Origin of the sequence: Rhodococcus sp. P-2 (genome assembly GCF_016598535.1) — a bacterium.
Lineage (GTDB): Bacteria > Actinomycetota > Actinomycetes > Mycobacteriales > Mycobacteriaceae > Rhodococcus_F > Rhodococcus_F baikonurensis.
On record NZ_CP066779.1, the window covers coordinates 2,092,930 to 2,119,276 of the forward strand.

32 protein-coding genes are annotated in these 26,347 nt (G+C 61.0%); 17 read left to right on the top strand and 15 right to left on the bottom strand.

The window, feature by feature from the left end; genetic code table 11:
- Positions 1-52 precede the first annotated feature (52 nt).
- From I7X09_RS09900 to I7X09_RS09920, 5 genes are all read right to left on the bottom strand, one after another.
- Positions 53-280 carry a hypothetical protein gene (locus tag I7X09_RS09900; protein ID WP_166809216.1) on the bottom strand — a complete coding sequence of 76 codons (228 nt, stop codon included), beginning with the start codon at positions 278-280 and terminating at the stop codon, positions 53-55.
- Between the two features lie 81 nt (positions 281-361).
- The gene (locus tag I7X09_RS09905) at positions 362-1,189 is read right to left on the bottom strand and encodes an ABC transporter ATP-binding protein (protein WP_200316573.1); all 828 of its coding nucleotides are present in this window, start codon (positions 1,187-1,189) and stop codon (positions 362-364) included.
- A complete protein-coding gene (locus I7X09_RS09910; protein WP_095968641.1) occupies positions 1,173-2,273 on the bottom strand; it encodes a taurine ABC transporter substrate-binding protein in 1,101 nt (366 codons plus the stop codon). Before I7X09_RS09910 ends, I7X09_RS09905 begins: the two co-directional genes overlap by 17 nt.
- Positions 2,270-3,127, bottom strand: coding sequence for an ABC transporter permease (locus I7X09_RS09915; protein WP_200316574.1), 858 nt, complete (start codon positions 3,125-3,127; stop codon positions 2,270-2,272). The genes I7X09_RS09910 and I7X09_RS09915 overlap by 4 nt, the downstream gene beginning before the upstream one ends.
- Before the next feature lie 91 nt (positions 3,128-3,218).
- Entirely contained in the window at positions 3,219-3,839 is a 621-nt protein-coding gene (locus I7X09_RS09920) for a hypothetical protein (protein ID WP_234036869.1), read from the bottom strand.
- Positions 3,840-4,070: 231 nt separating this feature from the next.
- Here I7X09_RS09920 and I7X09_RS09925 point away from each other — a divergent pair, with 231 nt between their 5' ends.
- The 4 genes from I7X09_RS09925 (at position 4,071) to I7X09_RS09940 (ending at position 7,503) form a co-directional block, all read left to right on the top strand.
- The gene (locus I7X09_RS09925; RefSeq protein WP_200316575.1) at positions 4,071-4,916 is read left to right on the top strand and encodes an LLM class F420-dependent oxidoreductase; all 846 of its coding nucleotides are present in this window, start codon (positions 4,071-4,073) and stop codon (positions 4,914-4,916) included.
- A gap of 269 nt (positions 4,917-5,185) precedes the next feature.
- Positions 5,186-5,593 (top strand): flavin reductase, encoded by a 408-nt coding sequence (locus I7X09_RS09930; protein ID WP_234036870.1) that lies wholly within the window; start codon positions 5,186-5,188, stop codon positions 5,591-5,593.
- Positions 5,586-6,212, top strand: a complete 627-nt coding sequence (locus tag I7X09_RS09935; protein ID WP_200316577.1) for a superoxide dismutase — start codon at positions 5,586-5,588, stop codon at positions 6,210-6,212. Before I7X09_RS09930 ends, I7X09_RS09935 begins: the two co-directional genes overlap by 8 nt.
- A gap of 199 nt (positions 6,213-6,411) precedes the next feature.
- The gene (locus I7X09_RS09940) at positions 6,412-7,503 is read left to right on the top strand and encodes an alpha/beta fold hydrolase (protein WP_200316579.1); all 1,092 of its coding nucleotides are present in this window, start codon (positions 6,412-6,414) and stop codon (positions 7,501-7,503) included.
- A 1-nt stretch (position 7,504) separates the two neighbouring features.
- Here I7X09_RS09940 and I7X09_RS09945 read toward each other — a convergent pair whose 3' ends face one another.
- On the bottom strand, positions 7,505-8,773 hold the full coding sequence (locus tag I7X09_RS09945; RefSeq protein WP_200316580.1) for a vWA domain-containing protein: 1,269 nt from the start codon (positions 8,771-8,773) through the stop codon (positions 7,505-7,507).
- A gap of 172 nt (positions 8,774-8,945) precedes the next feature.
- Here I7X09_RS09945 and I7X09_RS09950 point away from each other — a divergent pair, with 172 nt between their 5' ends.
- Complete coding sequence (locus tag I7X09_RS09950) at positions 8,946-9,923, top strand: GGDEF domain-containing protein (RefSeq protein WP_200316582.1); 978 nt, start codon at positions 8,946-8,948, stop codon at positions 9,921-9,923.
- 87 nt (positions 9,924-10,010) lie between these two features.
- On the opposite strand, the gene I7X09_RS09955 is transcribed toward I7X09_RS09950, so the two are convergent.
- The gene (locus I7X09_RS09955; protein ID WP_200316584.1) at positions 10,011-11,309 is read right to left on the bottom strand and encodes an HNH endonuclease signature motif containing protein; all 1,299 of its coding nucleotides are present in this window, start codon (positions 11,307-11,309) and stop codon (positions 10,011-10,013) included.
- A 157-nt stretch (positions 11,310-11,466) separates the two neighbouring features.
- On the opposite strand from I7X09_RS09955, the gene I7X09_RS09960 reads away from it, so the two are divergent.
- The 5 genes from I7X09_RS09960 (at position 11,467) to I7X09_RS09980 (ending at position 14,544) form a co-directional block, all read left to right on the top strand.
- Positions 11,467-11,970 (top strand): MarR family winged helix-turn-helix transcriptional regulator, encoded by a 504-nt coding sequence (locus I7X09_RS09960; protein ID WP_200316586.1) that lies wholly within the window; start codon positions 11,467-11,469, stop codon positions 11,968-11,970.
- An 11-nt stretch (positions 11,971-11,981) separates the two neighbouring features.
- Entirely contained in the window at positions 11,982-13,040 is a 1,059-nt protein-coding gene (locus I7X09_RS09965) for an LLM class flavin-dependent oxidoreductase (protein ID WP_200316588.1), read from the top strand.
- Between the two features lie 8 nt (positions 13,041-13,048).
- Complete coding sequence (gene msuE, locus I7X09_RS09970) at positions 13,049-13,615, top strand: FMN reductase (RefSeq protein WP_095968632.1); 567 nt, start codon at positions 13,049-13,051, stop codon at positions 13,613-13,615.
- Entirely contained in the window at positions 13,612-14,139 is a 528-nt protein-coding gene (locus tag I7X09_RS09975; protein WP_095968631.1) for a hemerythrin domain-containing protein, read from the top strand. The genes msuE and I7X09_RS09975 overlap by 4 nt, the downstream gene beginning before the upstream one ends.
- Positions 14,140-14,211: 72 nt before the next feature.
- Positions 14,212-14,544: a CD225/dispanin family protein gene (locus I7X09_RS09980; RefSeq protein WP_095968630.1), complete on the top strand. Its 333-nt coding sequence runs from the start codon at positions 14,212-14,214 to the stop codon at positions 14,542-14,544.
- A 46-nt stretch (positions 14,545-14,590) separates the two neighbouring features.
- On the opposite strand, the gene I7X09_RS29385 is transcribed toward I7X09_RS09980, so the two are convergent.
- Together I7X09_RS29385 and I7X09_RS09985 are read right to left on the bottom strand one after the other, a co-directional pair.
- A complete protein-coding gene (locus tag I7X09_RS29385) occupies positions 14,591-14,845 on the bottom strand; it encodes a hypothetical protein (protein WP_234036871.1) in 255 nt (84 codons plus the stop codon).
- Positions 14,846-14,867: 22 nt separating this feature from the next.
- A complete protein-coding gene (locus I7X09_RS09985) occupies positions 14,868-15,620 on the bottom strand; it encodes an alpha/beta hydrolase family protein (protein WP_234036872.1) in 753 nt (250 codons plus the stop codon).
- Between the two features lie 161 nt (positions 15,621-15,781).
- Here I7X09_RS09985 and I7X09_RS09990 point away from each other — a divergent pair, with 161 nt between their 5' ends.
- The 3 genes from I7X09_RS09990 (at position 15,782) to I7X09_RS10000 (ending at position 18,829) form a co-directional block, all read left to right on the top strand.
- Positions 15,782-16,240, top strand: a complete 459-nt coding sequence (locus tag I7X09_RS09990; protein ID WP_095968628.1) for a DUF5990 family protein — start codon at positions 15,782-15,784, stop codon at positions 16,238-16,240.
- Between the two features lie 73 nt (positions 16,241-16,313).
- Positions 16,314-17,795: a flavin-containing monooxygenase gene (locus tag I7X09_RS09995; protein ID WP_200316590.1), complete on the top strand. Its 1,482-nt coding sequence runs from the start codon at positions 16,314-16,316 to the stop codon at positions 17,793-17,795.
- Between the two features lie 362 nt (positions 17,796-18,157).
- On the top strand, positions 18,158-18,829 hold the full coding sequence (locus tag I7X09_RS10000; protein WP_095968627.1) for an NAD(P)H-binding protein: 672 nt from the start codon (positions 18,158-18,160) through the stop codon (positions 18,827-18,829).
- Here the strand turns inward: I7X09_RS10000 and I7X09_RS10005 are convergent.
- Together I7X09_RS10005 and I7X09_RS10010 are read right to left on the bottom strand one after the other, a co-directional pair.
- Complete coding sequence (locus I7X09_RS10005; RefSeq protein ID WP_095968626.1) at positions 18,807-19,577, bottom strand: ABC transporter permease; 771 nt, start codon at positions 19,575-19,577, stop codon at positions 18,807-18,809. The two genes, I7X09_RS10000 and I7X09_RS10005, sit on opposite strands and share 23 nt — an antisense overlap.
- Positions 19,578-19,626: 49 nt before the next feature.
- The gene (locus tag I7X09_RS10010) at positions 19,627-20,064 is read right to left on the bottom strand and encodes a GtrA family protein (protein ID WP_020908979.1); all 438 of its coding nucleotides are present in this window, start codon (positions 20,062-20,064) and stop codon (positions 19,627-19,629) included.
- 141 nt (positions 20,065-20,205) lie between these two features.
- Between I7X09_RS10010 and I7X09_RS10015 the strand changes: the two genes are divergently transcribed.
- Entirely contained in the window at positions 20,206-20,913 is a 708-nt protein-coding gene (locus I7X09_RS10015) for a TetR/AcrR family transcriptional regulator (protein WP_095968625.1), read from the top strand.
- Between the two features lie 48 nt (positions 20,914-20,961).
- On the opposite strand, the gene I7X09_RS10020 is transcribed toward I7X09_RS10015, so the two are convergent.
- Entirely contained in the window at positions 20,962-22,458 is a 1,497-nt protein-coding gene (locus I7X09_RS10020; protein WP_003940566.1) for an MFS transporter, read from the bottom strand.
- A gap of 99 nt (positions 22,459-22,557) precedes the next feature.
- On the opposite strand from I7X09_RS10020, the gene I7X09_RS10025 reads away from it, so the two are divergent.
- Entirely contained in the window at positions 22,558-23,217 is a 660-nt protein-coding gene (locus tag I7X09_RS10025) for a TetR/AcrR family transcriptional regulator (protein ID WP_095968624.1), read from the top strand.
- A 9-nt stretch (positions 23,218-23,226) separates the two neighbouring features.
- On the opposite strand, the gene I7X09_RS10030 is transcribed toward I7X09_RS10025, so the two are convergent.
- Both I7X09_RS10030 and I7X09_RS10035 read right to left on the bottom strand, forming a co-directional pair.
- Positions 23,227-23,430, bottom strand: a complete 204-nt coding sequence (locus tag I7X09_RS10030; protein WP_019745155.1) for a PspC domain-containing protein — start codon at positions 23,428-23,430, stop codon at positions 23,227-23,229.
- A gap of 183 nt (positions 23,431-23,613) precedes the next feature.
- Positions 23,614-24,468 (bottom strand): PGAP1-like alpha/beta domain-containing protein, encoded by an 855-nt coding sequence (locus I7X09_RS10035; RefSeq protein ID WP_200316592.1) that lies wholly within the window; start codon positions 24,466-24,468, stop codon positions 23,614-23,616.
- A gap of 262 nt (positions 24,469-24,730) precedes the next feature.
- On the opposite strand from I7X09_RS10035, the gene I7X09_RS10040 reads away from it, so the two are divergent.
- Positions 24,731-25,147 carry a PPOX class F420-dependent oxidoreductase gene (locus I7X09_RS10040; RefSeq protein ID WP_124567724.1) on the top strand — a complete coding sequence of 139 codons (417 nt, stop codon included), beginning with the start codon at positions 24,731-24,733 and terminating at the stop codon, positions 25,145-25,147.
- Position 25,148: 1 nt separating this feature from the next.
- Here I7X09_RS10040 and I7X09_RS10045 read toward each other — a convergent pair whose 3' ends face one another.
- On the bottom strand, positions 25,149-25,502 hold the full coding sequence (locus I7X09_RS10045; RefSeq protein WP_095968621.1) for a winged helix-turn-helix transcriptional regulator: 354 nt from the start codon (positions 25,500-25,502) through the stop codon (positions 25,149-25,151).
- 109 nt (positions 25,503-25,611) lie between these two features.
- Between I7X09_RS10045 and I7X09_RS10050 the strand changes: the two genes are divergently transcribed.
- Positions 25,612-26,232, top strand: a complete 621-nt coding sequence (locus tag I7X09_RS10050; protein ID WP_200316594.1) for a malonic semialdehyde reductase — start codon at positions 25,612-25,614, stop codon at positions 26,230-26,232.
- The last annotated feature ends 115 nt before the right edge of the window (positions 26,233-26,347 follow it).

The window sequence follows — 26,347 nt, forward strand, 5'->3', positions numbered from 1 at the left end:
CGTCTCAGGCTGACGTCTTCTCGGACTGAAGGAGATCAGTCGAACAGCAGCTTCAGTCGAACAGGGTAGGCGATCCGTTTTCGTCGTTACCGTCCTCGACGGCCGTCGTCTTCTTGCCCGAACCCTTGCGGACAACGGTCAGCGTCGTCGTTCGACGCGACAACCTGTGCCCGTCACTGTGTTCGAGCAGCGCCATTCCCTGGCGAACTTCGACTACCGTCCACGGACCCGCATGGCCGGCTGCCTGCACGAGGTCACCGGACTCCACCTCAGTTGCCATGACCACTCCTTGTTCGTCGTGTCCTGCACGTTCTCCTTCCTATTATCGACGCGGCCACCTGGAAGTCGACGCGCAGGGTACCTACGCTGCAGCGGCGACCTTGACCGCGTGGCCGACTTCGGCTCGGAATGCCGCATACTCGGGTGAGCCGCGCAGGTCGTCGGGATCGACACCTGTTCGTGGCAGATCGATTTTCAGATCGAGCGCAACCTTGCCCGGCCTACTTGTCAGGACCACGACCCGGGAGCCGAGAAAGGCTGCCTCGTCGGCACTGTGAGTGACGAAGACACTCGTTCGGCCCGATTCGGCACTGACGTTGCGGAGGTCCTCCTGCAGACGCTCGCGAGTGAGTGCGTCCAGCGCGGCAAATGGCTCGTCCAACAGGAGCAACGAGGTTTCGGCCGCCAATGCCCGGGCAATGGCCACCCGCTGCTGCTGGCCGCCGGAGATCTCCCAGATTCGCCGGTCCGCTGTACCGCCCAGCCCGACGCGGTCGAGCAACTCCTCGCGCCTTCGTCCGCGTTCGCCCTTTGCCACCCCGGCATATCTGAGTGCCAGATCGATGTTGCCGCCCACCGACTTCCACGGGAAGAGCCGTGGCTGCTGAAACACCACACCCGCACTCGAACCGGGAATCGGGTCGGATCCAGATACCTGGACCGTTCCACTGGAAGGGTTTTCGAATCCTGCAATCAGCCGCAGCAATGTGCTCTTGCCGCAACCAGACGCTCCGACGAGGACCAGGAACTCACCGGGTGCGACGTCGATCGATACCGGCCCCAGTGCCGTCACGGACTCTCGGCCGTGGCCGTATCGGCGTGAGACAGTGTCGATTCGGATCGCGCCAGGGCGGTCGGCAGCGAATTCTCCCGCGGCCTGCTGCGCGGTCACGCTACTGGTCAAGGACATCGGGAAGCCCCTTCACATAGAGAGCATTCTGAAAGACCGTCAGATCAGGCACACTGTCGATCTGCTTCTGCTCAGCGAGGAATTGCGCTGCGCTCTGCAGGTTCACCGCCAGGTTCCCGGGAGAGCCTTCGGTACCCAGCCACTCCGGCGACGAGATCTGCTCAGGAGTGAGGAACACACCCTGCTTCAGCTGCGCTGCCGCGTCTTCCTTGGATGCGCCCAATTGCGCGGCAACAGCTTCCGCTGCCGCGTTCGGATCAGTGGCGATCGTCGTGAGCGCACGGGCCTGAACCTGGCGCCAGGTGTCGACGATCTCGGGGTGATCCTTCGCAAACGACGTCGACACCACACCCAGATCCAGTGTCGGTTTTCCTGCCGTCGCCAGCTCGCGGCTGGCGATCAACTGTGTTCCGTCCTTGCGAAGTTCGTCGAGCGTGGGCAACCAGGTGTAGACGGCATCGATGTCACCGCGCTGCCAAGCGGCCAGTGACGCTTGCGGCTGGAGATCCACCAACTGAACGTCATCGGCACTGAGTCCGGCCTGGTTCAGAGCTGCCAGCAGACTGTAGTGAGCGGTCGACGCGAAGGCCGTTGCCACCTTCTTGCCACGCAGATCGGCCACGGTCTTGATTCCGGTTGCGTTGCGCGCCACCAAGGCTTCGTTGTCACCCGCCACGTCGAGAACAAACGCGACCTGGTACGGGATGTTCAGCGGCGCCGAGAGTCCACGAGCGACCGGACTCGAACCGATTGCACCGAAGTCGATTTCACCGGCTATGAAGGCGGTGTTGATGTCGGCTCCCGAATCGAACTTCGTCCACTTCACGTTGTACTCGGGCAGAGCGTCTTCGAGCCAGCGATTGTTCTTGACGATCAAGTCGCCGCTCGGGAAGGACTGGTAGGCAATGCGTATCGTCTCCTTGGACGAATCCTGGCCGGAATGATCCACCGAGCACGCGCCGAGGACGAGAGCGAGGACACCGATCAGTACGGTGAACGCCGTCCGGGAAGCTCTTCCCTCATTGCGTGTCAAGTTACTGCTGCGATTCGGATTGCTGCTGGCGTGTTTCTGATTGTCAGTCATACTTTTCCCCTCCAGGGAACGGCGCGGCGCTCAGCAGCCCGCAACAGTCCGTCGATGATCAAACCGGAGAATCCGATGGCGAAGATCCCCACCAGCACTACCGGAGTGTTGTTGTAATTGCTTGCATCCTTGACCATTCCGCCGATTCCGGGAATGCCGTTGAACAGTTCGGCCGCAACCACTGACGAGTACGCCATACCTACCGACAACCGAATGCCCGTGAAAGTTTCCGGCAACGCCGACGGCACGACTACGTCTCGGATCACTTGCGTTCGTGAGGCTCCCAACGCCCTGGCCGCTTCGACCAGTCCGACAGGCGCCGCGACAACAGCAGCTGTGGTGGCCACTGCTGCCGGCGGGAGCGCAGCGAGCGCCAGAAGGGTGATCTTCGGTGCCTCGTCGATTCCCAGCCAGATCACCAGCAGGAAGAAGTACGCCAAGGGCGGCAATGCGCGCAGGAACGTCAACCATGGTTCGAGCAGGCTCCGCAACCATGTCACCGATCCCATGGCCAAGCCGAGGATCACACCCAAGCCGACGCCGATGACGACGCCGACCAACACCCGTCGCAGCGTCATGTACAGGTGCTCCCAGAGCAAATACCCCTGGTAGCCACGCACTCCGTCGTGCGTGGTCATCGTGTTGACGAAGGCATGCCAGACCGTGCTCGGGTACGGAACGAAGGTCTCGCTCCAGGTCCCGCTGGCAGCGGCGACCTGCCACAAAGCCAGGAATGCGATCACCGAGAGCACCGGCAGTCCGACGGTGGTCACACTCGAAGTCCACGGCCGGCGCGGCTCACGACCCGGTTCCGGGACCGGCGTTGGTTCTATTGCTTCGACAGAAGTCGACATCGCTGTTTCTTCCTCGACGTACGGAAATTCCGGCACATATACAGCTACGAGCGCATATGCAAGGACGAAGGCGCGCAGAGAGGCGCCATTCTCACTCAGGAGAGTCGGCAGGAATCAACAGCAACAGCAGTTGGCACCAAGACGGCACAGGTCGACGGCGATGCGTCGTGTCAGTGGCGTCGTGGGCATGGGGGTAATTAGTACCTGTGTCGGCAATTACCCGCAAATGCGGGGGAAATAGGCCCCCGTCGGCCAAGCGAACAGACAGCGAATACATCAGCGGGATCTCCGGACGTCCGGCCGGGACTCCCCAACGCTTGTCGCCGAGTTGGGTCATCTCTTCGAATCCTTGCCGACCGTTGGCGTACGGATACTCGTCGAATGACTCGATCGTCAATCCGGGACGCCGCGCAGCGCCGAGCACCTCGGCACTAGACCAGTTGAATTCACATGAGGGGAAGGGATTTTCGGCGTTCTCGACTCCGACTCCCGGAGCGCCCGGCAAGACGAGGTCGGTTGAATCTGCGACGTAGTCGCCAACGCCACCGGCTTCGGTCATGGGAGTCCCGCCTCCGTACGGGTATGCCAGGAACCACTTCTCGTCGAAACGCATGGCAAACGGATGGAACTCCACCAGAACGAATCGACCGTTCGGCGCCAGAACAGCGGCAATGCCCTCGGCCCACTCGTCGAGATCAGGTAGCCAGATCACCGTTCCGTACGAAGAAGGACTCGGTCGAACTTTCTCCGGCCGGCGGCAGCATCACGGAGCCACAACGAATACTGACCGGAATTGCACTGCAGATGCAGAATCGAGGAGGCGCCGATCTCTCCTTTGTGACTGCCGGGAGCGACGGTCGCAGCGATTTTCTGGGCGAGAAACGTATCCGAACGCAGATGCAACAGGTTACAGTTTTTCGAACGGACCATCGAAGGAGAACCAGTGCGCTACGGACTCAGCCTGTTCACCAGTGATCGCGGCATCCGCCCTGCCGATGCCGCGAAGGCTGCGGAGGCGAACGGGTTCGACGCCTTCTACGTCCCGGAGCACACGCACATCCCGGTTTCGAGGGACTCCGATCACCCCGGAACCCAGTCGGCAGAATTACCCGACGACCGCTATATGCGCACACTCGACCCCTGGGTCGCCCTGGGTACCGCGGCTTCGGTCACGAGCACCATCCGACTGGGCACCTCGGTGGCCCTGCCCCTCGAACACGATCCGATCACTCTCGCGAAAACCATCGCATCGCTGGATCACCTTTCCGACGGTCGCGTGGTTTTCGGTGTCGGATTCGGCTGGAATGCAGAGGAACTCGCAGACCACGGCGTACCGCCCAACAAACGCCGGACCGCACTCCGCGAATACCTCGAAGCCATGGGCGAACTGTGGTCGAAGGAAGAAGCGTCGTACGACGGCCAGTTCGTGAAGTACGGCCCGAGTTGGGCCTGGCCCAAGCCAGTTCAGAAGCCTCGCCCCTCGATCCTCCTGGGCGGCGGCGGCAACGAGAAGACGTTCAAGTGGATCGCCAAGTCTGCCGACGGCTGGATCACTACACCCATCGAGCAGGAGATCGCCGGAAACGTAGAACTGCTTCGAAAGATCTGGGCCGAAGCAGGTAGGGTCGGCGAGCCTGAAATAACGGTCTTGGCAGGCAAACCCGATCCGGAGAAGCTTGCCCACTGGGCAGACATCGGTGTCACCGAGGCAATGTTCGGCACTCCGGACAAGAGCCCCGAAGAGGTTGTCGGATACATGGAACGTCTGGCAACAAAGCTCGGACGGTGAGGTCCGCCACAGCACCTTGACCTCAACTGCACTCGAGGTTTTAACGTCGGTGTTGCACAAGACAGTGCAACGACAGCAAAACCCGATGCAAAAGAGGTGCGAGGAGTGACCACAAAACTGGTTGGCACTCAATCTGTTTCGGATCGTCCTGTCGATTTGGAGCCGTCCATACGGAGCTCCTTCGTAGAAGCGTTCCGAAACCATCCCGCCGGAGTCTGATCATCACGGCAACCGGCGATGACGGTCCGGCCGGCATCACGTCGTCGTCGGTGATCTCGATCAGCGCCGATCCGGCAGTTCTGGCATTCTCACTGCAGTCGTTGCGAGGTTCTGCCAGCGTCATTGCTTCCGCCCGCAGTTTTGTTGTTCACCTGGCGAATTCGACGAACGAGCGACTGGCTTCCACGTTTGCGACCCGCGGCGCGGTGCGCTTCGGGGACGACATGCCCTGGTCGTTTCTGCCGACCGGTGAACCATTTCTGCACGGCACGGGCCACGCTCTACGCGCGGTTCCTCTGACTGCCAACAAGTGTGACTCCGCAGTAATCGTCACCGCCCGCGTAGTCGACGTCATCGATCCTCAGCAGGTCTTGGAGCCGCTGGTCTATCACGATCGAACGTACCGAAACCTGTCCCCGCACAATATCTCCTCAAAGGAAGGCATGTCACATGACTGAATACGTTCTCCCCGAGCTGGATTACGATTACGCCGCGCTCGAGCCCCACATCTCCGGCGAGATCATGGAACTGCACCACAGCAAGCACCACGCCACGTACGTGGCGGGCGCCAACAGCGCAATCGAGCAGTTGGCTGCTGCGCGTGAGGACGGCACGATCTCCGCGAAGGCGCCGCTGCTCAGTAAGAACCTCGCCTTCCATCTCGGCGGCCACACGAATCACTCGATCTTCTGGAAGAACCTCTCCCCCAACGGCGGTGAACGACCAGAGGGCGAGTTGGCAGCCGCGATCGACGAGCACTTCGGCTCCTTCGACGCATTCGTCAACCACTTCTCCGCTGTAGCAACCACTTTGCAGGGATCCGGCTGGGCCGTACTGGCCTACGACACGATCGGGCAGCGATTGGTCATCGAGCAGCTCACCGATCAGCAAGGCAACATCAGCATCGGTATCGTCCCTCTGCTCATGCTCGACATGTGGGAGCACGCTTTCTACCTGCAGTACAAGAACGTCAAGGCCGACTACGTGAAGGCTTACTGGAACGTCATCAACTGGGAAGACGTTGCACAGCGTTACGCAACGGCCACGACGGCATCGGGCTTGATCGTCCCGGCCTGATGGTCGCCGCTTGGTGATCGCTGCTTGGTGATCGCTGCTTGTTGATTGCTGCGTAGCCCCGATCAACCCAGCTCGGCACGGTGGCTCCGTTGCCGAGCTGGGTTTCTACACCCCCAGGGTCGATGTATGTGAAGGCAGGTAACATACACCGGGCGCGGCTGACTCAGCCGTCCATCGATCCGACTCCGAGGGGCAACCAGTGCTGGATATCAGTGGTTTGATCGCGACATGGCGTCCGACGCTGGACACCGCGGCGCGCAACGCGTGGGGACTCTCGTTCGGCGACGGTGTCGAGAAGGCCGAACGCACCCCGTCTGTCCTGATCAGAGAAGGTCCACACCGCGACCTGTATCGCTTCGGCGCCTTGTGGACGCCCAAAGGCAACCCCGTTCTCCTCGTACCGCCGCTCGCAGTTTCAGCTGACTGCTACGACCTTCGTGCAGGCCAGAGCATCGCCGCACACCTATTGGACGGCGGCAACACTCCTTATCTTCTCGACTACGGAACAATGCGGTACTCCGACCGCGGAATGGGCTTCGAGGCCTGGGTCGACGACATCATCCCCGAAGCGATCCGCACCATCTCGGACCTACATGACGGGGCACCTGTTTCGCTGATCGGATGGAGCCTCGGCGGGACCATGTCTCTGCTCACGGGCTCCGCCCACTCCGACCTTCCGATCGCATCGATCACGGCAATCGGAACGCCCATCGACTACACGAAGATTCCCGCTATCAGCCCGTTGAGGCTGATCGGCAAATACACCGGCGACACCCCGCTCACCTCCGCGACCAATCTCGTCGGCGGACTGCCCGCCCCACTCGTTCAGGCGAGTTACAAGGTGACGGCGCTACAACGCGAAGTGCTCAAGCCATGGTTCATCGTGCGCAACCTCCACAACACCGAGACTCTGGCTCGCATGGAATCGATCGACAAGTTCATGGCGGCCATGCCTGGATACCCGGGCAAGGCGTTTCAGCAGATCTGCGAACAACTCATGCTCGGCAACTACCTCTTCCACGACGCCGTCACGCTCGCCGGACGCGAGATCAAACTGTCAGCTCTGAGCGTTCCCGTTCTCGCAGTCGGCGGCACGACTGACGTGATTGCACCCATCGCTTCGGTGGAAGCAATCACGTCGGTCCTCACCGGAGCGCAGTCGGTCCGGTTCGAGAAGGCACCGGGTAGTCACCTCGGACTCGTTGCCGGCCCCACCGCGAGAGACTCCACCTGGGCATTCATCGACGAGTTCTTGAAAGAGAATGCACCGCAGCTGGTTTCGACCAACTGAATCACGGCGTCGTGATGCCCGCGGCAACCGCCGCCTTGTGCCAATCCGGGAATTCACTCAGCAATCGGGTGTACAACTGGGCGTCGTCGACGGTGTCTATGTCGTCCAGCGCGAAGAATCCGGCATTGTCGACCACCCGGCCGTCGAGGTCGTCGAGCTTCTCGAGCACTCCGTAGTTGGCCTTGCCGATTCCGACGAACTGCCAAAAGGCGGGAAGCCCAGACGCTTCGCGCATCAACTTCGTGATTTCCTTGCGCTCGCTGAAACCGCCGTCGGTGAAGAACAGGACAAGCGTGGGCGCCGAACCACGTGTCAGGCCGGAGACTATCTCCGTCATGATCGGCACTTCACGATTGACCGCGCCGATCTTGTCGTAGTTGACACCGCCGTGTGATCCTCGCAAGTGCAGGTAGGTGTCCGACCACGCTTCCGCGTCATGCACGGAGATCTCAGGAAGCTTGGCGAAGCTGACCGCGTACAAGTACGGCTCGAGTTTGCCGTCGTCGTCGAGTTGGATCGCAACAGGAACCATCCGTTCCACAACGCGGTGGACCACCCTGGTGCGGTACTGCTTGGCCATACTCCCAGTTTTGTCGATCACCAGGATTACTCGCGCGCGAATTCCGTTGCCGCCCTTGGTCAGCAGGACCTTGGCCACCTCACGCTTTCGCAGATCCAGCTTCTCTCGCTTCACCATCGAGAGTTTTGCCTCGTCAGGCACGCTCCGAATTCCGCCCGGCGATTCATCGGAGCCTGCCGGTCGGGTCTGCGGTTCCTCGTCGACAGAAACGCCGAAGGCAGTGACCAGATCTGCCAATCCACTGTCCCAACCCGCCGACACGTTCCGCAGTTTCCAGCTCGCGCCGCGGCGATAGATCTCGACGAGGACCGCCGCCCTCTCCGTCGTCAACCCCAAAGCGGGAGCCACAATGGCTGTGGAACCTGCCTGCTCCACCACGACGCCCATGTCACGGACTGCAGAAAGTGTCCCGCTTGCCGCCGAATCCAACGCCACGGCCACACTCAGCTGGTGGATGTCAGCGGGCAACCTCGTCGTGTCGATTTCGATGACGCCGCCCGCCTCCAGCCGCACCGCACCTTCTGGCGAGACCGGCTGATTGAAGAAGATGAAATCGGCGTCACCGCGCACTTTGCTGCGATCATCGAGTTGGAACACCATCAGATCCACCGTGCCCGGGGCGCTACCGCTCACCGCCACTTTCAACGACGTTCCGTCAATGATCGTGTTTGCTCCCCGCGCCAGCTCCATACCGGAAGATTAGCTGGCTGCTTTCGATTGCCGTCCTCGCGGCCTGAAGAATCACAGCACACTTTCAGCAATCGCAGGATTCTCGAGGCAGACTGTCCATGGGAGATATGTCGTACACGGGACCAAGAACCCAAAGGTCGACAGAATCGGACTGTCGATCAGGAGGTAAACAATGTCGCACGGTCAGGCGCGCACCATCCAGTCATCGGCATTCCCATCCATGCCACTCCTGCCGCCGTTGACTAATTTCGACCAGGCAAGTCGCTCGATCGTCTCCTATCTCGACGACCACCTCCCCTTCGCGCTGTGGTCGATCACACGGTTCGACGGCGCGAACCAGATATTTCTGACCGTCTCTCCCAACCCACTTCACATCGAAGTCGGGGAGACGCGAGTGTGGCAGAACACCATGTGTAGTGAGGTCGTCTGCGGAAATGCGCCACCGGTCTCGTCCAACCGAGAACTCGTACCCGCGCTTTCCCGAGATGACAGATGGGAAGGGATTGGCGCCTACGTGAGCATTCCAATTCTGCACAGCGACGGCAGCCTCTTCGGAACGCTGTGCGGCGCCGACCCGACCACAGGCGATTCCGGTCTCGAGGACAATGAAGCGCTACTCACACTCCTGTGCCGGCTTCTCGGAACCATTCTCGACATCGACTATCAGCGAGCGCAGTCGGTTCGCCTCGCCGAAACTGCGCAACTCGATGCAGAGACCGACCCGTTGACCGGCCTTCTCAATCGTCGTGGATGGGACCGCTTCCTCGAAGCCGAGCAAACGCGATACCGCCAATTCGCCGACCCTGGATCAATCATCATCATCGATCTCGACGGCATGAAGACCATCAACGACGAACGCGGACACGCCGCCGGTGACGAGTACGTCCAACGGGCGGGTGAAATCCTGGCAGCATGCGCGCACCCAGGCGCCGTAGTTTCGCGGTTGGGCGGAGACGAGTTCGGAATCGCTCTGTCCGACACGCAACCGCACACCGTCGACTACCTGATCGAGCGTTTGGAGCAGTCCTTCCGGCGCGCCGAGGTGCGCTGTTCGGTCGGGCGGGCGGACTTTTCTATGTCCCAGAGTTTTTCCGAGACTTGGGATGCGGCTGATGCAGAGATGTACCGACAGAAACGCTCGAATCGCTGATTCGACTCCACCCACGGTCTGTAGCACCGCATCGGAGGATCTCTTCGATGCGGTGCTCGGCCATGTTCTGTTGTGCCCGAACTCTTCTCAGGTTGTGAAGGTGGTGTTCGCCGGCCGCGGGTGCCGCTTCGGGTCGATCGACGGCGGCGGGATGAACCAGGGCTTGTTGTCGACCCCGATCCGGATCTCCCACTTGCCGACGAACCCGGATTTACGGTGCATCAACCGATGATGCGAACGGCACAGCAAGACCAGGTTGTTCATCACCGTCGGCCCGCCGTTGGCCCAATGCCGAATATGGTGCGCATCCGTCCATGCCGGCACGCATGTGCAGCCGGGGCACGCGCAGCCTTTATCTCTCGCGATCAGCGCGACGCGTTGTTCGGCGGTGACCAACCGTTTTCCGGGTTTCGCATCGAGCGGCGCTCCGTGATCATCGAGTAGGACAGTGGACAGGAAGCAGTCGCACCCGAGAAGCCTGGTCTGTGACACCGAGAGTGGTCCGAGCCAGGGCATGTGCCCCACATCGAGATCCGACACAGACCCACCACCATCAGTGGGGGTCGCTGCGCAGTCGCGGTGCTCGGCGAGATCCCGGGCATTGATGTGCACGTTCACGTGCGGCCGCTGCCCACCATCCATGCCGGTCTTGGCGCAGTCCAGATAGCGGCGGATCAGTTCGGTGAACCCGTCCGCGGTCCGCTTCGCCGCCGAACGAGAATCCGGCGTCCCATCGGGTGCCGGGGTGGGCATCGTCAGATTCGACAGAGCCGACAGCAGCATTTCGCCGGTGAGGGCGTCGAAATCGCCACGCACCACCACTCGACCGTTCAGCGTCGACGCGATGCGGAGTTCGTTGCGGTCGACGTCTTCGGCGGGTGGAATTTCATCGGATTCGAAGATTCGCTCCAACGTCGCGATGACGTTCCGCACCTTCGTGGTCGTTGCTTCCACACCGGAGGCGGCAGCCAACAACAAGTCGATGCAGCGAGGCATCGCTTCGTCCGGCATCCCCTTCGGCGGCGACTCACAAAACGAGACGATCAACACGGCGTGCTCGAACGAACAATCCCCGCAATCGAACCGAGCTGCCACCGCGGGAAACGGCCGCAGCGCAACACCGAGGGCGGCGATCTTCTTCCCGTCCCGCACCTGCAGCATCGTGTTCGCCGCCAACCACGCACCCACTCCGCGACTGGCGATCACCTGATCATCCGGGCGCAACGACAACTCGTCGACCACCGCCACGCGCACGGCTTCGAGACGCAGAATCTCCGCACTCGCCGACACCGCAGCAGCCCGCAATTCAGCAGCCGTCAACTGCCACAGACGTCCGCGTAACCCCACCGCAGAACCAGACACCACATCCGACAACAGAACACTCATTGAATCCCCCGATCCCCTCCCAAAATCATACTCGAACACCAGTTCGAGTCAATACCCGCAACCAGCAGAAATGACGACAGGGAATAGTTCGACCTCTCCGAGCGTATTATTTGAGTAAGCAATACTTGCGATCGCAAATAAACGGAGGACGTCACCGATGCCAACTGATGAACACGTACGTGGCCGCGTGTGGCGCAACCTCGTCGTCTCCCACAGCGTCATCCTCGGCAAGATGGAGGCAGATCTTCGGACTACCACCGGGCTCACCCTTGGTCAGTACGACGTCCTACTCCGCCTGCACGAAGCTCCCGGAAACACCATCCGAATGGGTGATCTGGCCGAGCTCGTCCTGGTCACCACCAGCGGTGTGACGCGCGTCGTCGATCGATTGGTCGAGTCGGGACTGGTGGAGCGCATTCGACCGGACAACGATCGACGCGTTGTGACGGTATCGATGACGCCTGCGGGCAAGAAGACACTTCGAACTGCGTCCGCCATACACACGCGTGGAATCGCCGAGTACTTTTCCGATCTCATCGAACCTGAAGAGCTTCCGGCACTCGACCGCTTCTTCTCCCGTCTTGTCACTCGCCACACGAATCACAGTGGCGCATGCGAGGCGCACGCCGAGCATCTTTCGATCACCCCCACGAACAGATAGAGAGAAACAACATGGCTTTCGAATTGGGCGTCTACCATTTCGGTGAACTCACGCCAGATCCCACAACCGGCGCGATGATGAATCCCGGTGTGCACCTTCGCCATTTGGTCGAACAGGCAACCGTTGCAGATCAGGTAGGACTCGATGTCTTCGGCGTCGGCGAGCATCATCGCACCGACTTCGCAGTCTCGGCCCCTGCAGTTGTGCTTGCAGCAATGGCTCAGGCTACCGACAACATCAAGCTGTCGAGCGCGGTCACCGTGCTCAGTTCCGACGATCCCGTCCGCGTGTTCCAACAGTTCGCGACGGTCGATCTGCTTTCCGAAGGTCGCGCCGAGATCATTGCCGGCCGAGGCTCCTACACGGAGTCGTTTCCGCTTTTCGGGTACGACCTTTCCCGGTACAACGAACTCTTCGCCGAAAAGCTCGACCTACTACTGAAACTGCGTGACGAGAACCCGATCAACTGGGAGGGCCAACTTCGCGCACCACTGATCGACGGTGACGTGACACCTCGTCCGGATCGCCAGATTCCTGTGTGGATCGCGGTCGGAGGTACCCCGGCCTCGGTAGTCCGTGCGGCGAAACTCGGCCTGCCCCTGTCGCTTGCGATCATCGGTGGGAGCTACCAACAGTTCGAACCATTCGTCGATCTGTACCGCCGGGCTGCAGCAGAGTTCGGACATGATCCGAAGAAGCTCGCTGTCTCTATTGCTTCGCCGGGGTTTGTCGACACCTCGAAGCAAACAGCACTCGATACGTCCTATCCGTACTTCCAGGCCGGCTGGATGCAGAACCATCATCAGCGCGGAAACGGAGTTCCCATGCCGCGCAGGGCATACGAAGCGCAGGCAACCACCGCGGGTGCCTTCTTCCTCGGTGGCCCGCAAGAAATCATCGACAAGACGATGGCGCAGTACGAGCTGTTCCACCACGACCGCATCATGATCCAGATGGGTTTCGGCAATGTTCCGCAGAAGGACATGCTCCGCTCGATCGAGATCCTCGGCACCGAGGTAGCCCCCGTTGTGCGCAAGGAAATCGAATCGTTGAAATCGTCTGAGAAATAGGAGTTTCGGTGAGCACACCACTCAAAGTTGTCGCCGTTGTCGGCAACCTTCAGAAGCCTTCCAAGACTCGCGCTCTCGTCGATCTGATCGTCGAAACGTTCAGTGACTTCGAGCGGATCGACGCACGGGTCATCGAGATCGTGGATCTGATTCCCGGGCTCGCAACTGCTCTGGATCGCAGTCAGGTCGACCCTGCCACTGCCGAAGCCCTGGCTGCAGTCGAGTCCGCGGATATCGTCATCGCCGCGTCACCGGTTTTCCGCGGCTCTTACACGGGATTGTTCAAGCACTTCTTCGATCTCGTCGATCAGTACGCGCTCGCCAACACCCCGGTGATACTTGCCGCGACAGGTGGCAGCGACCGCCATGCTCTCGTGTTGGATCATGCCCTGCGGCCCTTGTTTGCATTCTTTCAAGCGCTCACCGCTCCTGTCGGGATCTATCTCAGCTCAGGTGATTTCGACGGAACCACGATCCTCAACCCCGAGGTGTTCGAGCGAATCGAGATGGCAGCAAACGACGTTCTCCCCGTAGCTCGGATGCTTGCGGAGCGGAACCGAACAGTGCTGACGTGAGCGCCCCTGATTCGCACAGCATGGCAACATCCGCCGGTCTGAGGATGATCGATCAGTTACGCCAAGTTCACGAACCTCTGCGAGCCGATATCGAGGTACTCCAGAATGCCCTGCAACTGTTGTCGGACGAAACCGCCGACCTGACTCGGATACCCGAGATGATCGACAATCTGACGATCGCGGATTTCGTTTGGCAATTGCGGGTCAACTGCGACTTCTACTGCAACACGCTGACTCTGCACCACACCATCGAGGATCAGCGGATGTTCCCGGTGATGACCAAGAACTTTCCCGAGTTGACACCTGCGGTCGAACGATTGCAGGCCGAGCACAAGCTCGTCGGGGAGATCGTGTCGGAAGCCAAGCGCGCGACACTCGCACTGAGCACCGAGTCCTCCACGGTCAGCCGGGCACACTCCGCAATAGCCGAGTTGGCGGACCATATGCAGTCGCATCTCGATTTCGAGGAAGCCACACTCTTCCCGTACTTCCGGAAAATGGATCGCGACTGGCACTACGGCTGATCACGCACACTCAGTGATTCTTCAGCTCCATCGCAGTAGCGTCGTAAGGGCCATCTCATGTCAGGAGCTCCCATGACGACCCCGGATCAACCCACCGTTCAGCAATCCGTTCCTCAGCACCCGATTCGACCACCTGTCAATGCCGGTTGGGCAGTGGTATCGCTGCTGTTCTTCTGGCCGCTCTCCTTCGCCGCCTTCACTCATGCCTTCAACGTGTATCCCTTGTGGGCCGACGGCGATGTCGCGGGATCGCGGTATGCGTCCGATCGAGTGAAACGACTCGGTCAGATCTCACTGTGGATCGCGGGCGGGCTACTACTCCTTGTCTGCATCCTGTACGCGATTGCGGCAATCGTGTGGTTCGCCAACGGCGGCCACGACTACGGCCCGCGACGAATGCGCTGAACGACCACACTGAACAACCACACTGAACAACCACACAACCAAAACATCACCTCATCAAACGATCGATGACCTCCATGGTCTGGTCCATCGACGCGACCGTCGTTTGGCCGTGGCTGATCCCACTGAGCTCCTGATACTCGAATTGCGTTCCTCGCGTACGCATGTCGGCCAGTTGCGCCCAGGTGAGCGCGACGGGACCGTCGTGTCCGACACGCTCTGCACCACGCGCAGCGGACGGTCGTAGCCGTCCACCGGCACCTGCATCATCTCGCGAAACAGATCGTGGAAACGCGGCGTCCACACCGACCGAGAAAACAACGAGTTCAACTGGATTCGCTCAGCTCGAATCTGTCGGCCGAGATCTCCGGCGCACAAGCCTCGAGCCTTTTCCATCCACTCGATTCCCAGTGGCGAGAGAACCTCGCGAATGTTCTCCTCGGGCCGCTGGTCGTCGATCCCAGCCAGGACATACAGCGCGTATCCCACCAATCCCGTGATGCCGATATCGGGAAACAGCGGCCCGCCAGCGGAAACAGACCTTCCATATGCGTGGGTCCTGCGACGACAACCGAACCACGGAAATCCAATTCCGGTGCACGAGAGGAGGCCTCGTGTCCCGCGAAGTACGCCGCGTGCCCACCTTCGGACAGACCTGCCACCATCCACCGCGGGCTCAGCACGTTCCCGTACAACTCATGTGCGGCCCGTACGATGTCGACAGCATTTGCGCCGGCGGCATGTCCGTCGAGATACGCGAGTACCCCGTCTGTACCCAGACCTGAGTAGTCGGTGGCGACTACTGCGTACCCCTCGCGCAACCAGCGTTCGATCGGTTCGATCTCGCCCGGACCGAATCCGGTCGACGAGGGCGCACACTGATCCGCACTACCCAGAGTCCCGTGGGCGTAGGAGATGACGGGCCAACCGCCCGCCGGGGGTTCGCCTTCCGGCAGAAACACCGACCCCGACGAGTCTCCCCACCTGTCAGCGGTACGCAGAGTTCGATACACGACACGCTGCGCCGCACCGGTGCCGAGCGGAAACACTGCAGCCGAGAGTTCGCTATAAGACTCCAACGCGCCCGCGACTACCTGTTCGTCTGCCGTCGCCACGACAGCACCTGTCCCCCACCCAAGACTCGACAACAGAATGCTCGCCACCACGGCGGCAACAAAGGTTCTACCCGAACGACTCACCACGCCAATCCCTCCCGATCAGTGCAGAGCATGATGTCGATATGCAGATCATCATCACCGGCCACAGCCTGCCCGGGCGTGATTGTTCCGAAACCGCAACCTTCGAGGGGCGAAGCAACATCCACGTCGGCATTCAGCGTCGAGGCAAGCCACACGAAATTCTCGAGCTCGTACCAGGAGACGCCGAGACAGCGCGGTGGGAACTGACCGCGAACCTGGAGCAAAAGGCCGGTGCCTGGGACATTCTCGGTCCGTACATCCAAGGCCCACCGCGCGGACGCTTCATCTACCTGTCCTGGGTGACGGTGTCCGAAGACCAGACCTTCGAGATGTTTCGGCGCGCAAAGCTGATGTTCGACGCGATCCCCGAGCACGTCATTGCCGAGACCGACGGTTCCGGCGTGCTTCACGGAAACCTCGGCCTCACTGACGCCGCAGGTAAACCCCTATGCGCGGCGGTCCGGCCGCCGAAGATCGCATGGACATCCTCGCCTTACTGAGCATCGTTCAGTAGTGTGGAGTTCGACCACCTTCCCGGCCGGTGACCGCGCAATCGATACGGAGTCCGAACTGATGAGCACCGAACACCTCGATGTCCTGATCGTCGGCGCCGGCTTGTCCGGCATCGGTGCTGCGTATCGACTTCAGACCGAGCTCCCCGGAAAGTCGTACGCAATCCTCGAGGCCCGTGCGAACAGCGGCGGAACCTGGGACCTCTTCAAGTACCCCGGCATCCGTTCGGATTCCGACATGTTCACGCTCGGCTACCCGTTTCGCCCGTGGACCGATGCCAAGGCCATCGCCGACGGTGATTCGATCCTCCGGTACGTCCGTGACACCGCTCGCGAGAACGGAATCGACAAGAAGATTCGGTACAACCGGAAGGTGACGGCAGCATCATGGTCGTCAGCGGACTCGACGTGGACGGTCACCGTCACCACCGATGACGAAGACGAAACACTGACCTGTAACTTCCTCTATCTCTGCAGCGGTTACTACAGCTACGAGGGCGGATACACCCCCGACTTCCCCGGTCGCGAATCGTTTGCCGGCGAGGTAGTGCACCCGCAATTCTGGCCCGACGAAGTCGATTACTCCGACAAGAAGGTCGTGGTGATCGGAAGCGGCGCCACCGCAGTCACTTTGGTGCCCACCATGTCGCGGGACGCAAGCCATGTCACGATGCTCCAGCGATCACCGACGTACATTCTGGCACTGCCGTCCAGCGACAAAGTCTCGGACACCATCCGCGCGGTGTTGCCGAATCAACTCGCGCACAGCATCGCTCGATGGAAGAGCGTCGTAGTGAACCTGAGTTTCTACCAACTGTGCCGACGCAGTCCAGCGCGGGCAAAGAGGTTGTTGAATCTCGCGATCAGTCGTCAACTCCCGGAGGAGATCCCACTCGATCCGCACTTCACACCCAGCTACGATCCGTGGGACCAGCGCTTGTGCGTCGTACCCGACGGCGATTTGTTCAAAGCCCTCCGATCCGGCAAGGCCTCGATCGAGACCGATCACATCGACACCTTTACCGAGAACGGGATTCGTCTCGCGTCAGGGCGCGAAATCGAAGCCGACATCATCGTCACTGCAACAGGATTGAAGATGGAAGCGTGCGGTGGGATCTCGATCGACGTGGACGGTGAACCCGTCACCCTCGGCGATCATTACGTCTACAAGGGCATGATGATCAGCGACGTCCCGAACTTCGCGATGTGCGTCGGATACACCAATGCCTCGTGGACTCTGCGAGCCGACCTCACGTCGATGTACGTGTGCCGACTACTGACCGAGATGGACAAGCGCGGCTACTCCAAGTGCGTGCCACACGCGACCGAAAACATGGATCAGCGGCCGATCTTGGACCTGGCCTCGGGATATGTCATGCGTGCGGTGGAGCAGTTCCCGAAGCAGGGATCGAAGTCACCGTGGAACATGCGTCAGAACTACATCCTCGATCGTCTTCACTCGACGTTCGGAAGCATCAACGACCACATGACGTTCTCGAAGGCGCCAGCTCGAAATTCGAACCTGGTGCCGAGTAAGAGTTGATCGGCGCCCGCACGACCAGATAGAGCAGGCGGGCAAATCCACCGATCGAGCCGATGACGATAAACACGCCCGAACCTGCGACGACGGCACAGAGCGCACCCAGGACGATGATGGTCGACGCCTCGATCATCCGACCCGCGGACTCCGACCCGAGCACGTGTATTTCATCAACTCCTTCGCTCATAAAACTATTTTCAGCCAACCGTCCAGCCGGTTTGTAGGGACTTTGGTCACGAGTCGGATCAAAATGGACCCATAAATGCAGGTCAAGCGTTCAGTTGGCCACTCTCGGACCGGGGGATCCAAACCCTTCAGTAGTGTGCGCATCACGGAAGAGCAGAACCGACACCGGGGGAAACACAATGAAGGTCGTTATTTTCGGGGCAACAGGAATGGTCGGCAACAGCGTCATGCGCGAATGCCTGGACGATCCGCGAATCGGCACGGTCGTGACCGTCGGCCGCAATCCCGCCGGTACAACCGACCCGAAGATCGTCGACATCGTTCACCGTGACCTACTGGACTTCTCGGCAATCGAAACCGATCTGTCCGGCGCCGACGCGTGCTTCTTCTGTCTCGGTGTGTCCTCTGCCGGAATGAACGAAGCCGACTACACGCGCATCACGCGTGACATCACCCTCGCCGCCGCCACAACGCTCTCGCGCGTGAATCCGCAGATGGTGTTCGTCTACGTATCCGGCGAAAGCGCCGACTCCACCGAAACCAGCAAGACCATGTGGAAGCGGGTACGCGGCGCGACCGAGAATGCGTTGCTCGCTCTCCCCCTCGAGACCTACATCCTCAGGCCGGGATTCATCCGTCCGCGGCCGGGATCACCGTCGAAGACGTGGTGGTACAAGGTTTTCTATCAGGTCTCCGTGCCCCTGTACCCGCTCCTGCGAAAGGTCTGGCCCAGCAGCGTGACCACCAGTGAGAACATCGGCAAGGCAATGATCGCACTCGCCGCGAACGCGCCCGATCTGCCCGACCGTGTCCTTCGCAGCGACAAGATCAACGAACTCGCGCAGGCCTGACGGATTCACCTCGAAAGACGAAGCCGCGGGCGACGAGCTCCAAAGCCACAGCCACCGAGCAAGTTTGCGCCAACAACAGCCCTGCCAGGACGAGAATCTGTACCGCACCGGCCTGAACAGCCGACCCCGTCGCGAGCAACACACCGACAAATGCTCCGGGCAATGTCACGAGACCGACGGTTCGGGTCTGGTCGACTCCGGGCAGGAGGGCGTCGGACGCAGCCGTGCGGGCGACTTCCCACCGTGCGTCGCGTTGCGAGAATCCCAGGCTCAGTGCCGCTTCCACTTCCCCGTATCGATCGTCAACCGCGTCGAGTCCACGTTTGGCTGCCATCGACGTAGCTGTCATGGCGCCGCCCATGACGATTCCGCCGATCGGAACCAGAGCGACGCCCTCGACGGGAACCACTCCGGACAACAGCATCAGTGGCAGCACAACACCGATTCCCGACGCCAACGCGACGGTCAGCCACACTCCGGAAGTTCCTGCGCCGGAGCGTCGTGCAGCGGTGAACGACGCTGCGGCGAACATGCCGACGAGCACGAGGAGCGCTGACCAGATGTGAGCCAGGGCGGCGGCAAGAATCAACGAAACAGCAGCCAATTGGAGGGCGCCACGCGCGAGCGCGCCGGGAACTACGCGAATGCTACCGAGGTGAGCGAATCGATAGACCAGTGTGGCCACAAGCGCCATGACGATGCAGAGCACAGCCAGATGGACGCCGGAATCGGCTATCGAAAGGCTCATGGGTCACAGTGTTCCCTACGAACCGTTCCGGTCCGAACTCGAGAACCGCTCAGAAAACCCAGCCACGAAGCGCGACAAATCGCAGGCCACCGACAATTCCGCTCACTGCGATTACAAGGCCCGCTTGAAGTAGCCCATCCGCACCGGGCAACAGGAAACCGAGCGCACTGATGGCAGCGGAACTGGCGATCAGCCCGACCAGTGCGAGACCACCGCCTTCCCACTGCGCGGTGAACCAGTTGACGCGATCCGCGGCGTGGAAGGTGAGCCGGCGATGCAGCTCATTGGCCAAAATGGTGCTCAAGACCGCACCGACTGCGTTGGCGACCAGCGCTCCGTCACCGCGCAGCGCCAGGAAAGCTGCGAAGTAGAGAATGTTGCTGGCTCCGCCGACAAGGGCAAAACGAACGAGCTGAGCAAAGGCGCCGTCGCCGGCAAGGGCGCGAAGCCTCGTTGCCGCGAAACCTGCACTCCGCGTACCCACCATCGAGATCGGATTGCTCCCGACCCAGATGTCAGACGTGCTCATATCGGCTTCTCTCGTACGGACAATCGGAACCACACGTTCCGCTTAGCAATATAGCACTAACGGAATCAATCATTCCGCTTAGTGCCGTAGACTGTGAGGATGCCGACAACCCACCCCGACGCTTCTCGTGCGGGGACCTCGGCCGACTGCTCACAGCCGCGCCTCCGGTCCGACGCCCAGGCCAACCTCGAACGGATTCTCTGCTCCGCTCGCGAGGTGTTCGCGGCCCAAGGACTGGACGCCACACTGGCCGACGTCGCGAAGCACGCCGGTGTCGGCGTCGGAACCGTGTATCGACGATTCGCCAGCAAGGACGAACTGATCCAGGCTCTGTTCGACACGCGGTGCTCCGAGATCGAATCGATCGCCGCCACCGCCCGCGAGATGCCGGACGCCTGGGAAGGTCTCGTCTACTTCCTCGACGTCATCTCGCTGCGCATGGCGGACAACCGCGGATTCGGCGATCTCCTGATGGACGGACGCTTCACTTCCGACACCTTCGCTCGCGCGCGTGCGGGAATCGCTCGACATACCGCGGCACTCGTCAATCACGCGAAGGAACAGGGCACCCTGCGTAGCGACTTCGAAGTCAACGACATTCCGCTTCTCATGCAGGTCGTCAAGATGGCTCAGAAGTTCGGCGGCGACGAGGCCCCTCAGGCTTACCGTCGCGCCCTCGGGTTCATGATCGACGGACTGTGCGCTTCCCGCACTGGACATCGGGAACTGCCCGTGCCTGCGCTCTCCTCCGAGCAACTCGATCACGTCCTTCATCGGTTCCAGACAACGCCCGGGAAGAACTGCTGACTCGTCTCGGGGTCGACGCCGTAGCGGCGTCGACCCCGAAATTTGCTGTCAGTGGGCGATTACCGGTTCACCTTCCGGCGAGTCCGGAAGCAGTCCGCTCCGAAGAACCAGTCCGGTCAACACCGCACCGACCGCGAAAATGCCTGCTGCCCAGTAGAACGTCGTGGTGTAACTCTCGACGGCGGCCTGCGCCTGGGTCAGCGGATTCATCTCGCGCCCTACCAGGTAGTTGGTGGAAGCTGAGGCCGCAATCGTGCTGAGCAGTGCAGTTCCGATCGAGCCACCAACCTGCTGCATCGTGTTGACGGTGGCAGATGCGACGCCGGCGTCTTCGTGATGCACGCCCGAAGTTGCTCCCTGCATCGACGGGGCGAAGATGCTGCCCATTCCGAGTCCGGTGACCACGAGGCCTGGCAGGATGTGGACGGCGTACGTGCTGTCCACGGAGATCTGGGCGAGCAGTGTCATTCCGATCGCGGCGATGACCATTCCGCTCACGATCAGCACTCGCGGACCAACCCGAGGTAGCAAGACTGCTGTCGAAAGCGTTGCCGCCGTGACAATTCCGAATACCATCGGCATGAATGCGAGACCGGTCATGATCGGGCTGTACCCGAGGATCAGTTGCATGTAGTACGTCAGGAACAGGAAGACAGCGAACATGCCTGCGCCGGAAAGGAAGATCGCAAGATACGAGCCCGCGCGGATCCGGTCGAGCACCACCCGCAGCGGAAGGAGCGGGTGCTCGGACTTGGTCTGCCAGTAGATGAATGCAGCCATGAAGACTACGCCGGCAACGAGCCACGAAATGGTGGGAGTTGCACTCCACCCATCAGATTCGGCCTTCGAGAATCCGAAGACGATACTGAACAAGCTGATGGAGACCAGGATCGTTCCCGGGATGTCGAGCTTGGGCCGCGAATCACTGGTGTGCGGCGCGAGCAACAGAACCGCTCCGACTAATGCGATCGCCGCGAAGAAGAGATTCACGAAAAGGCACCAGCGCCAGTCGACCCACTCGGTGAGAGCTCCGCCGAGCAACAGGCCGATGGCGCCACCACCGCCGGCCACGGCACCGAAGATGCCGAAAGCCTTGGCGCGCTCACCCGGATCGGTGAATGTCACGGACAACAGAGACAGTGCCGCCGGAGCAAGGAGCGCGCCGAACACGCCCTGGCCCGCGCGAGCGGCAACAAGCATTTCGAAGTTGACGGCTGCGCCACCGATGGCGGAAGCGACCGCAAAGCCGATCAGGCCGACGATGAACGTTCGCCTGCGCCCGAACAAGTCGCTCAATCGACCGCCGAGCAACAGCAGGCTGCCGAACGCCAATGCGTATGCCGTGATGATCCACTGGCGGTCGGAATCACCGAACTCCAGTGAGCGCTGCGCAGCCGGCAGCGCGATGTTGACGATGGTGGCATCCAAGACCACCATCAGCTGCGCAATTCCCAGAACCGCGAGAACCAGCCACCGCTTTGCGTGGTTGTCCCCTGAAGGCGCTGAGGACTGCTCGAATTCAGTCCGTTCAGCAATGTCTGACATAGTCCCTCGCCCAACCTATGCGGAGATGGCTTCTCCGGTTAGCAAAAACGCTACACGAAAACGGAGAGGCTGTCTCCACTTGTCGGGTAGAGTGGAGACATGAGTACCGCAATGGGGCGCCCGCTTCGCGCCGACGCTGCACGTAACCGGCAGTTGATCATCGATGCCGCACGTGAATTGTTCGCCGAAGAAGGGATCGACGTCACACTCGACGACGTTGCCCGGCGCGCGGGTGTCGGCGTCGGAACTGTCTATCGGCGGTTCGCCAGCAAGGAAGAATTGATCGACGGAGTCTTCGAACAGAACTTTGCCGACATCGCCGCCACTGCCGAGGCATCACTGAACAATCCGGATCCGTGGGACGGACTCGTCACGTTCGCCGAATTCGCCTGCAGCCGTATGTCGGTCAATCGTGGGCTCAAAGACGTCCTGAACGGAACCGACGAGGGCTGCGAGCAGCTGGCATGCCAACGATCCATCGTCGAACCGTCGGTCGAGAGGATCTTCTACCGGGCCCAGGACGCCGGAATGCTGCGTCCCGACGCCGTCCCCACGGACCTGTTCGGCCTCATCTTCATGGTGGGAGCAGTCACCGAATTTGCTCAGCCCGTCAACCCGACTGTGTGGCGCCGATACCTTTCGGTGATGCTCGACGGACTACGCACCGAGGGATTGCATCGTGACTCGCTTCCCCTCCCTCCCCTGAGCACCGAAGAACTGCACGAAGCGAAACAACTCATGAAGAATCGGCGCCGCTGAGCGATTCGATCAGATTTGCTCACGAGGAATGAAAATCCACATCACGATGTAGATCAGAAACTGCGGGCCGGGCAGCAAGCACGAGAGCACGAACAGCAAGCGGACGGTCGACGACTTCCACCCGAAGTATCGAGCGATCCCGGCGCACACCCCGCCGAACATCGCGCCGGAGCGAGCTCGAGTGAGTTTGCGGGTCTTCATGGGCGAAGTCATGTTCGGTGTCCCTTCAGTGGATCTCGCGGACTGTCCGCGTCGACTTCCACTATCCGCCGCCGGGGCACTCACGCGCATCAGGCCATGGACCCATCTTTTCCGGTGCCGTACATACTCAGGTACAGGTCCGTCCCCGCGTCGGACTCAGGGTTCTCCCCCACATATCAGCCTCACACCTCAGCCTCACACCTCGGCGGGAAACATCCGTCGAAGTCGTTTCGGTGCCGCAAAGGGTTGCCAGTTGTCGACGTCCTGCGCCAGACGATCGGCAACCGTCCACAACGCAGAGGGGTTGTGAGTCAGCCCCATGTGACTACCTTGCACCGCAACGCTTTCCGATAGTCCAGACGTGGTTTCACAGCACGCTTGCCACGGAACGATGCCGTCGTGCCTGGAGTAGACCGACGTGGCAGGAACCGAAATGGGCGGTCCCTGTTCGGATTCGATGCCGTCGACCGGAGGCATCATGGCATGGTTGCCGGACAAACGAGCGTAGAGCGATCCGACTCGGGTCTGCTCCAGACTGGTGAGACCGAAAGGCGAACCGAGTGTCACCACCTGACGTACTGAGTCCGGTAGGTCCCTCGCCAGCTTTCGAGCGTAGATTCCGCCCAGACTCCAGCCGATCACCGACACCTTCTGCTGGTACCGATCGGACACTGCAGCCAATGCGGCAGGCAATCCGTCGACCACCATCGCCGTCGGACCGGTGTTGATGCCCAGATTCCAGCCGTGGACACGATATCCGAGGAATCCGAGATACGCCCTCAACGCGAACGTGGACACATCGGACGTCAACAGACCGGGAAGAACCAGGACCGGGTGACCGTCCCCTCGCGGCGATCGAAGCAGCCACGGCGCAGCTACGAGTAACGACGCGATGTCGACGAGTCCGCGCGTCGGTTCGCTCAGACACATCGCCAAGGGCGGTGGGCCAGGAACGAGCGGGCCGACTTCGCGAATCAGGGCCGATCCTCGAGCCCTCTCGAATTCGGTTTCCGCAAAATCGATCGCAGAGACTTCCGCAACTACGGACACCTGGACTCCTGTCGGCCGGTGCCCTGATGGGGAGCGGTTCCGCGGGCTGTGTGCTCAACCCGCGGAACCTTGTCCTCATCCGCCACCGGTAGCGAACAGGACCCGTTCTGCCCACAGATTCACGTCCGGATACATCTGAACCCGACCAAAACTGTGTGATCCAGAACACTAGTTTTGGATACGTTGCATCTACGTTGCGTGCATGTTTCGTCATTGCCGGGGAGAAGCTGTTACCCGGGAGAAGCTACAGAAGGAGAAACACATGTCATTCACGGACGAAGAGATCGCCTACTTGCAGTCGCAGCCGCTGGCGCGCGTAGCGACCGTCTCACCGAACGGACAACCCGACGTCGTTCCGTTGGCCTTCGAGTACGACGGGGCCCACCTGTGGATCGGCGGGGTCGGCGAGGCGGTCCTGCGGACCAAGAAGTTCCGCAACATCGGGTCAGGACAACTCGAAGTCGCCCTGGTCATCGACGACATGCCGTCGTTCGAGCCATTCGTCGCGCGCGGAATCAGAATCTACGGAATCGCTGAACGGCCGATCGAGAGGGTAGGAATGGTCGGCCCCGGAATCTATTCACGCATCACGCCGACAGTCTCGTGGAGTTGGAACCTGGCCGGAGAACCCGCTGGTGAAACCTGGTACACGGCACGCAGGACCGTTCACACGCGTTAGCTCAGTTCGAGCAATTCTCAGGTGGCAAGTTCTCGGCAGCCCAAGTTGTCAGTTCGCTGAGGGCTGGAAGCAGTGCTTGCCCCGACGCCGTGAGTTCGTACTCCACGGCAATGGGCGGACCTGCATCGACGCTCCTCGTCACCAAGCCTGCCCCCGCCAACTCCGTCAGGCGTTCCGAGAGTACCGAATCACTGATCCCGCCAACTGCGCGCTTGAGTTCGGAGAATCCCGCCGGCCCGTTGAGCAGCGTGCCGAGAATGACGCCGTTCCACCGTTTGCCCAGGAAGCCGAACGCGCGGGCCAACGCCCCGTCACATGCGCGGGGCTCGTGTTCCGCTTCGCTCTTACTCGCCACCCCACCATCCTAGCCACAGTGCTAACGTATCCGTAGGCACTATTTTTTTACTAGCAACTAGCTTTACCGGGTAACGCTCGGTCGAGCTACCACGGAACGGAATCCCCCGATGTCTCTCGACGCAGCCACCCCATTCACCGCCCAGCAACTCGACGAAGCCGGCCGCGAACTCCTCTTCACCGCGGCACGCACCGCCAATTCCTTCTCGAACGAGCCCGTGACCGACGACCAGCTCACCGCAATCTGGGAGCTCGCGAAGTGGGCGCCGACCGCGGCAAACACCAATCCACTGCGCGTGTTGTTCGTTCGCACCGAGGAGGGCAAAGCGCGCCTCGTCGAGCACATGGCCGACGGAAACAAGGCCAAGACCGAAGCGGCTCCTGTAGTTGCGGTTCTCGCAGTGGATACCGAGTTCTACAAGCACATCCCCACCCTGTTCCCCATCCGCCCGGAGATGAAGGACTACTTCGAATCCGACGAGGCTGCCGCCAGTTCGACCAGTCGGTTCAACGCCGCACTGCAGGCCGGCTACGTGATCCTCGCGATTCGTGCACAGGGTCTGGTCGCCGGCCCGATGGCCGGATTCGATGCGGCCGGCATCGACGGCGAATTCTTCGCGGACGGACGTTTCAAGACGATCCTCGTAGTGAACATCGGCCACCCCGGCGAGAACCCGTGGTTCGATCGTCTCCCACGTCTCTCCGACGAGGACGCGCTCAGCTGGGCCTGAGCCCAATTCGGAAAGATTCGTACAAGGCGGGAGGGTTCTTCGGAGCTCTCCCGCCTTGCTGTTTCCAGCACGTTTGAGATGGCTGTCTGCTGGGTACAGAGACGCGACTCGCAAA

Coding starts and splice junctions, on each gene's coding strand:
- I7X09_RS09980 (WP_095968630.1), top strand. CDS start 14,212: ATGACGACCCCGGATCAACCCACCGTTCAGCAATCCGTTCCTCAGCAC.
- I7X09_RS09905 (WP_200316573.1), bottom strand. CDS start 1,189: ATGTCCTTGACCAGTAGCGTGACCGCGCAGCAGGCCGCGGGAGAATTC.
- I7X09_RS09910 (WP_095968641.1), bottom strand. CDS start 2,273: ATGACTGACAATCAGAAACACGCCAGCAGCAATCCGAATCGCAGCAGT.
- I7X09_RS10025 (WP_095968624.1), top strand. CDS start 22,558: ATGAGTACCGCAATGGGGCGCCCGCTTCGCGCCGACGCTGCACGTAAC.
- I7X09_RS10050 (WP_200316594.1), top strand. CDS start 25,612: ATGTCTCTCGACGCAGCCACCCCATTCACCGCCCAGCAACTCGACGAA.
- I7X09_RS09915 (WP_200316574.1), bottom strand. CDS start 3,127: ATGTCGACTTCTGTCGAAGCAATAGAACCAACGCCGGTCCCGGAACCG.
- I7X09_RS10020 (WP_003940566.1), bottom strand. CDS start 22,458: ATGTCAGACATTGCTGAACGGACTGAATTCGAGCAGTCCTCAGCGCCT.
- I7X09_RS09965 (WP_200316588.1), top strand. CDS start 11,982: ATGGCTTTCGAATTGGGCGTCTACCATTTCGGTGAACTCACGCCAGAT.
- I7X09_RS10015 (WP_095968625.1), top strand. CDS start 20,206: ATGCCGACAACCCACCCCGACGCTTCTCGTGCGGGGACCTCGGCCGAC.
- I7X09_RS09935 (WP_200316577.1), top strand. CDS start 5,586: ATGACTGAATACGTTCTCCCCGAGCTGGATTACGATTACGCCGCGCTC.
- I7X09_RS09945 (WP_200316580.1), bottom strand. CDS start 8,773: ATGGAGCTGGCGCGGGGAGCAAACACGATCATTGACGGAACGTCGTTG.
- I7X09_RS09995 (WP_200316590.1), top strand. CDS start 16,314: ATGAGCACCGAACACCTCGATGTCCTGATCGTCGGCGCCGGCTTGTCC.
- I7X09_RS09900 (WP_166809216.1), bottom strand. CDS start 280: ATGGCAACTGAGGTGGAGTCCGGTGACCTCGTGCAGGCAGCCGGCCAT.
- I7X09_RS10010 (WP_020908979.1), bottom strand. CDS start 20,064: ATGGTGGGTACGCGGAGTGCAGGTTTCGCGGCAACGAGGCTTCGCGCC.
- I7X09_RS10040 (WP_124567724.1), top strand. CDS start 24,731: ATGTCATTCACGGACGAAGAGATCGCCTACTTGCAGTCGCAGCCGCTG.
- I7X09_RS10000 (WP_095968627.1), top strand. CDS start 18,158: ATGAAGGTCGTTATTTTCGGGGCAACAGGAATGGTCGGCAACAGCGTC.
- I7X09_RS09955 (WP_200316584.1), bottom strand. CDS start 11,309: ATGAGTGTTCTGTTGTCGGATGTGGTGTCTGGTTCTGCGGTGGGGTTA.
- I7X09_RS10005 (WP_095968626.1), bottom strand. CDS start 19,577: ATGAGCCTTTCGATAGCCGATTCCGGCGTCCATCTGGCTGTGCTCTGC.
- I7X09_RS09950 (WP_200316582.1), top strand. CDS start 8,946: ATGTCGCACGGTCAGGCGCGCACCATCCAGTCATCGGCATTCCCATCC.
- I7X09_RS09990 (WP_095968628.1), top strand. CDS start 15,782: ATGCAGATCATCATCACCGGCCACAGCCTGCCCGGGCGTGATTGTTCC.
- I7X09_RS09960 (WP_200316586.1), top strand. CDS start 11,467: ATGCCAACTGATGAACACGTACGTGGCCGCGTGTGGCGCAACCTCGTC.
- I7X09_RS10030 (WP_019745155.1), bottom strand. CDS start 23,430: ATGACTTCGCCCATGAAGACCCGCAAACTCACTCGAGCTCGCTCCGGC.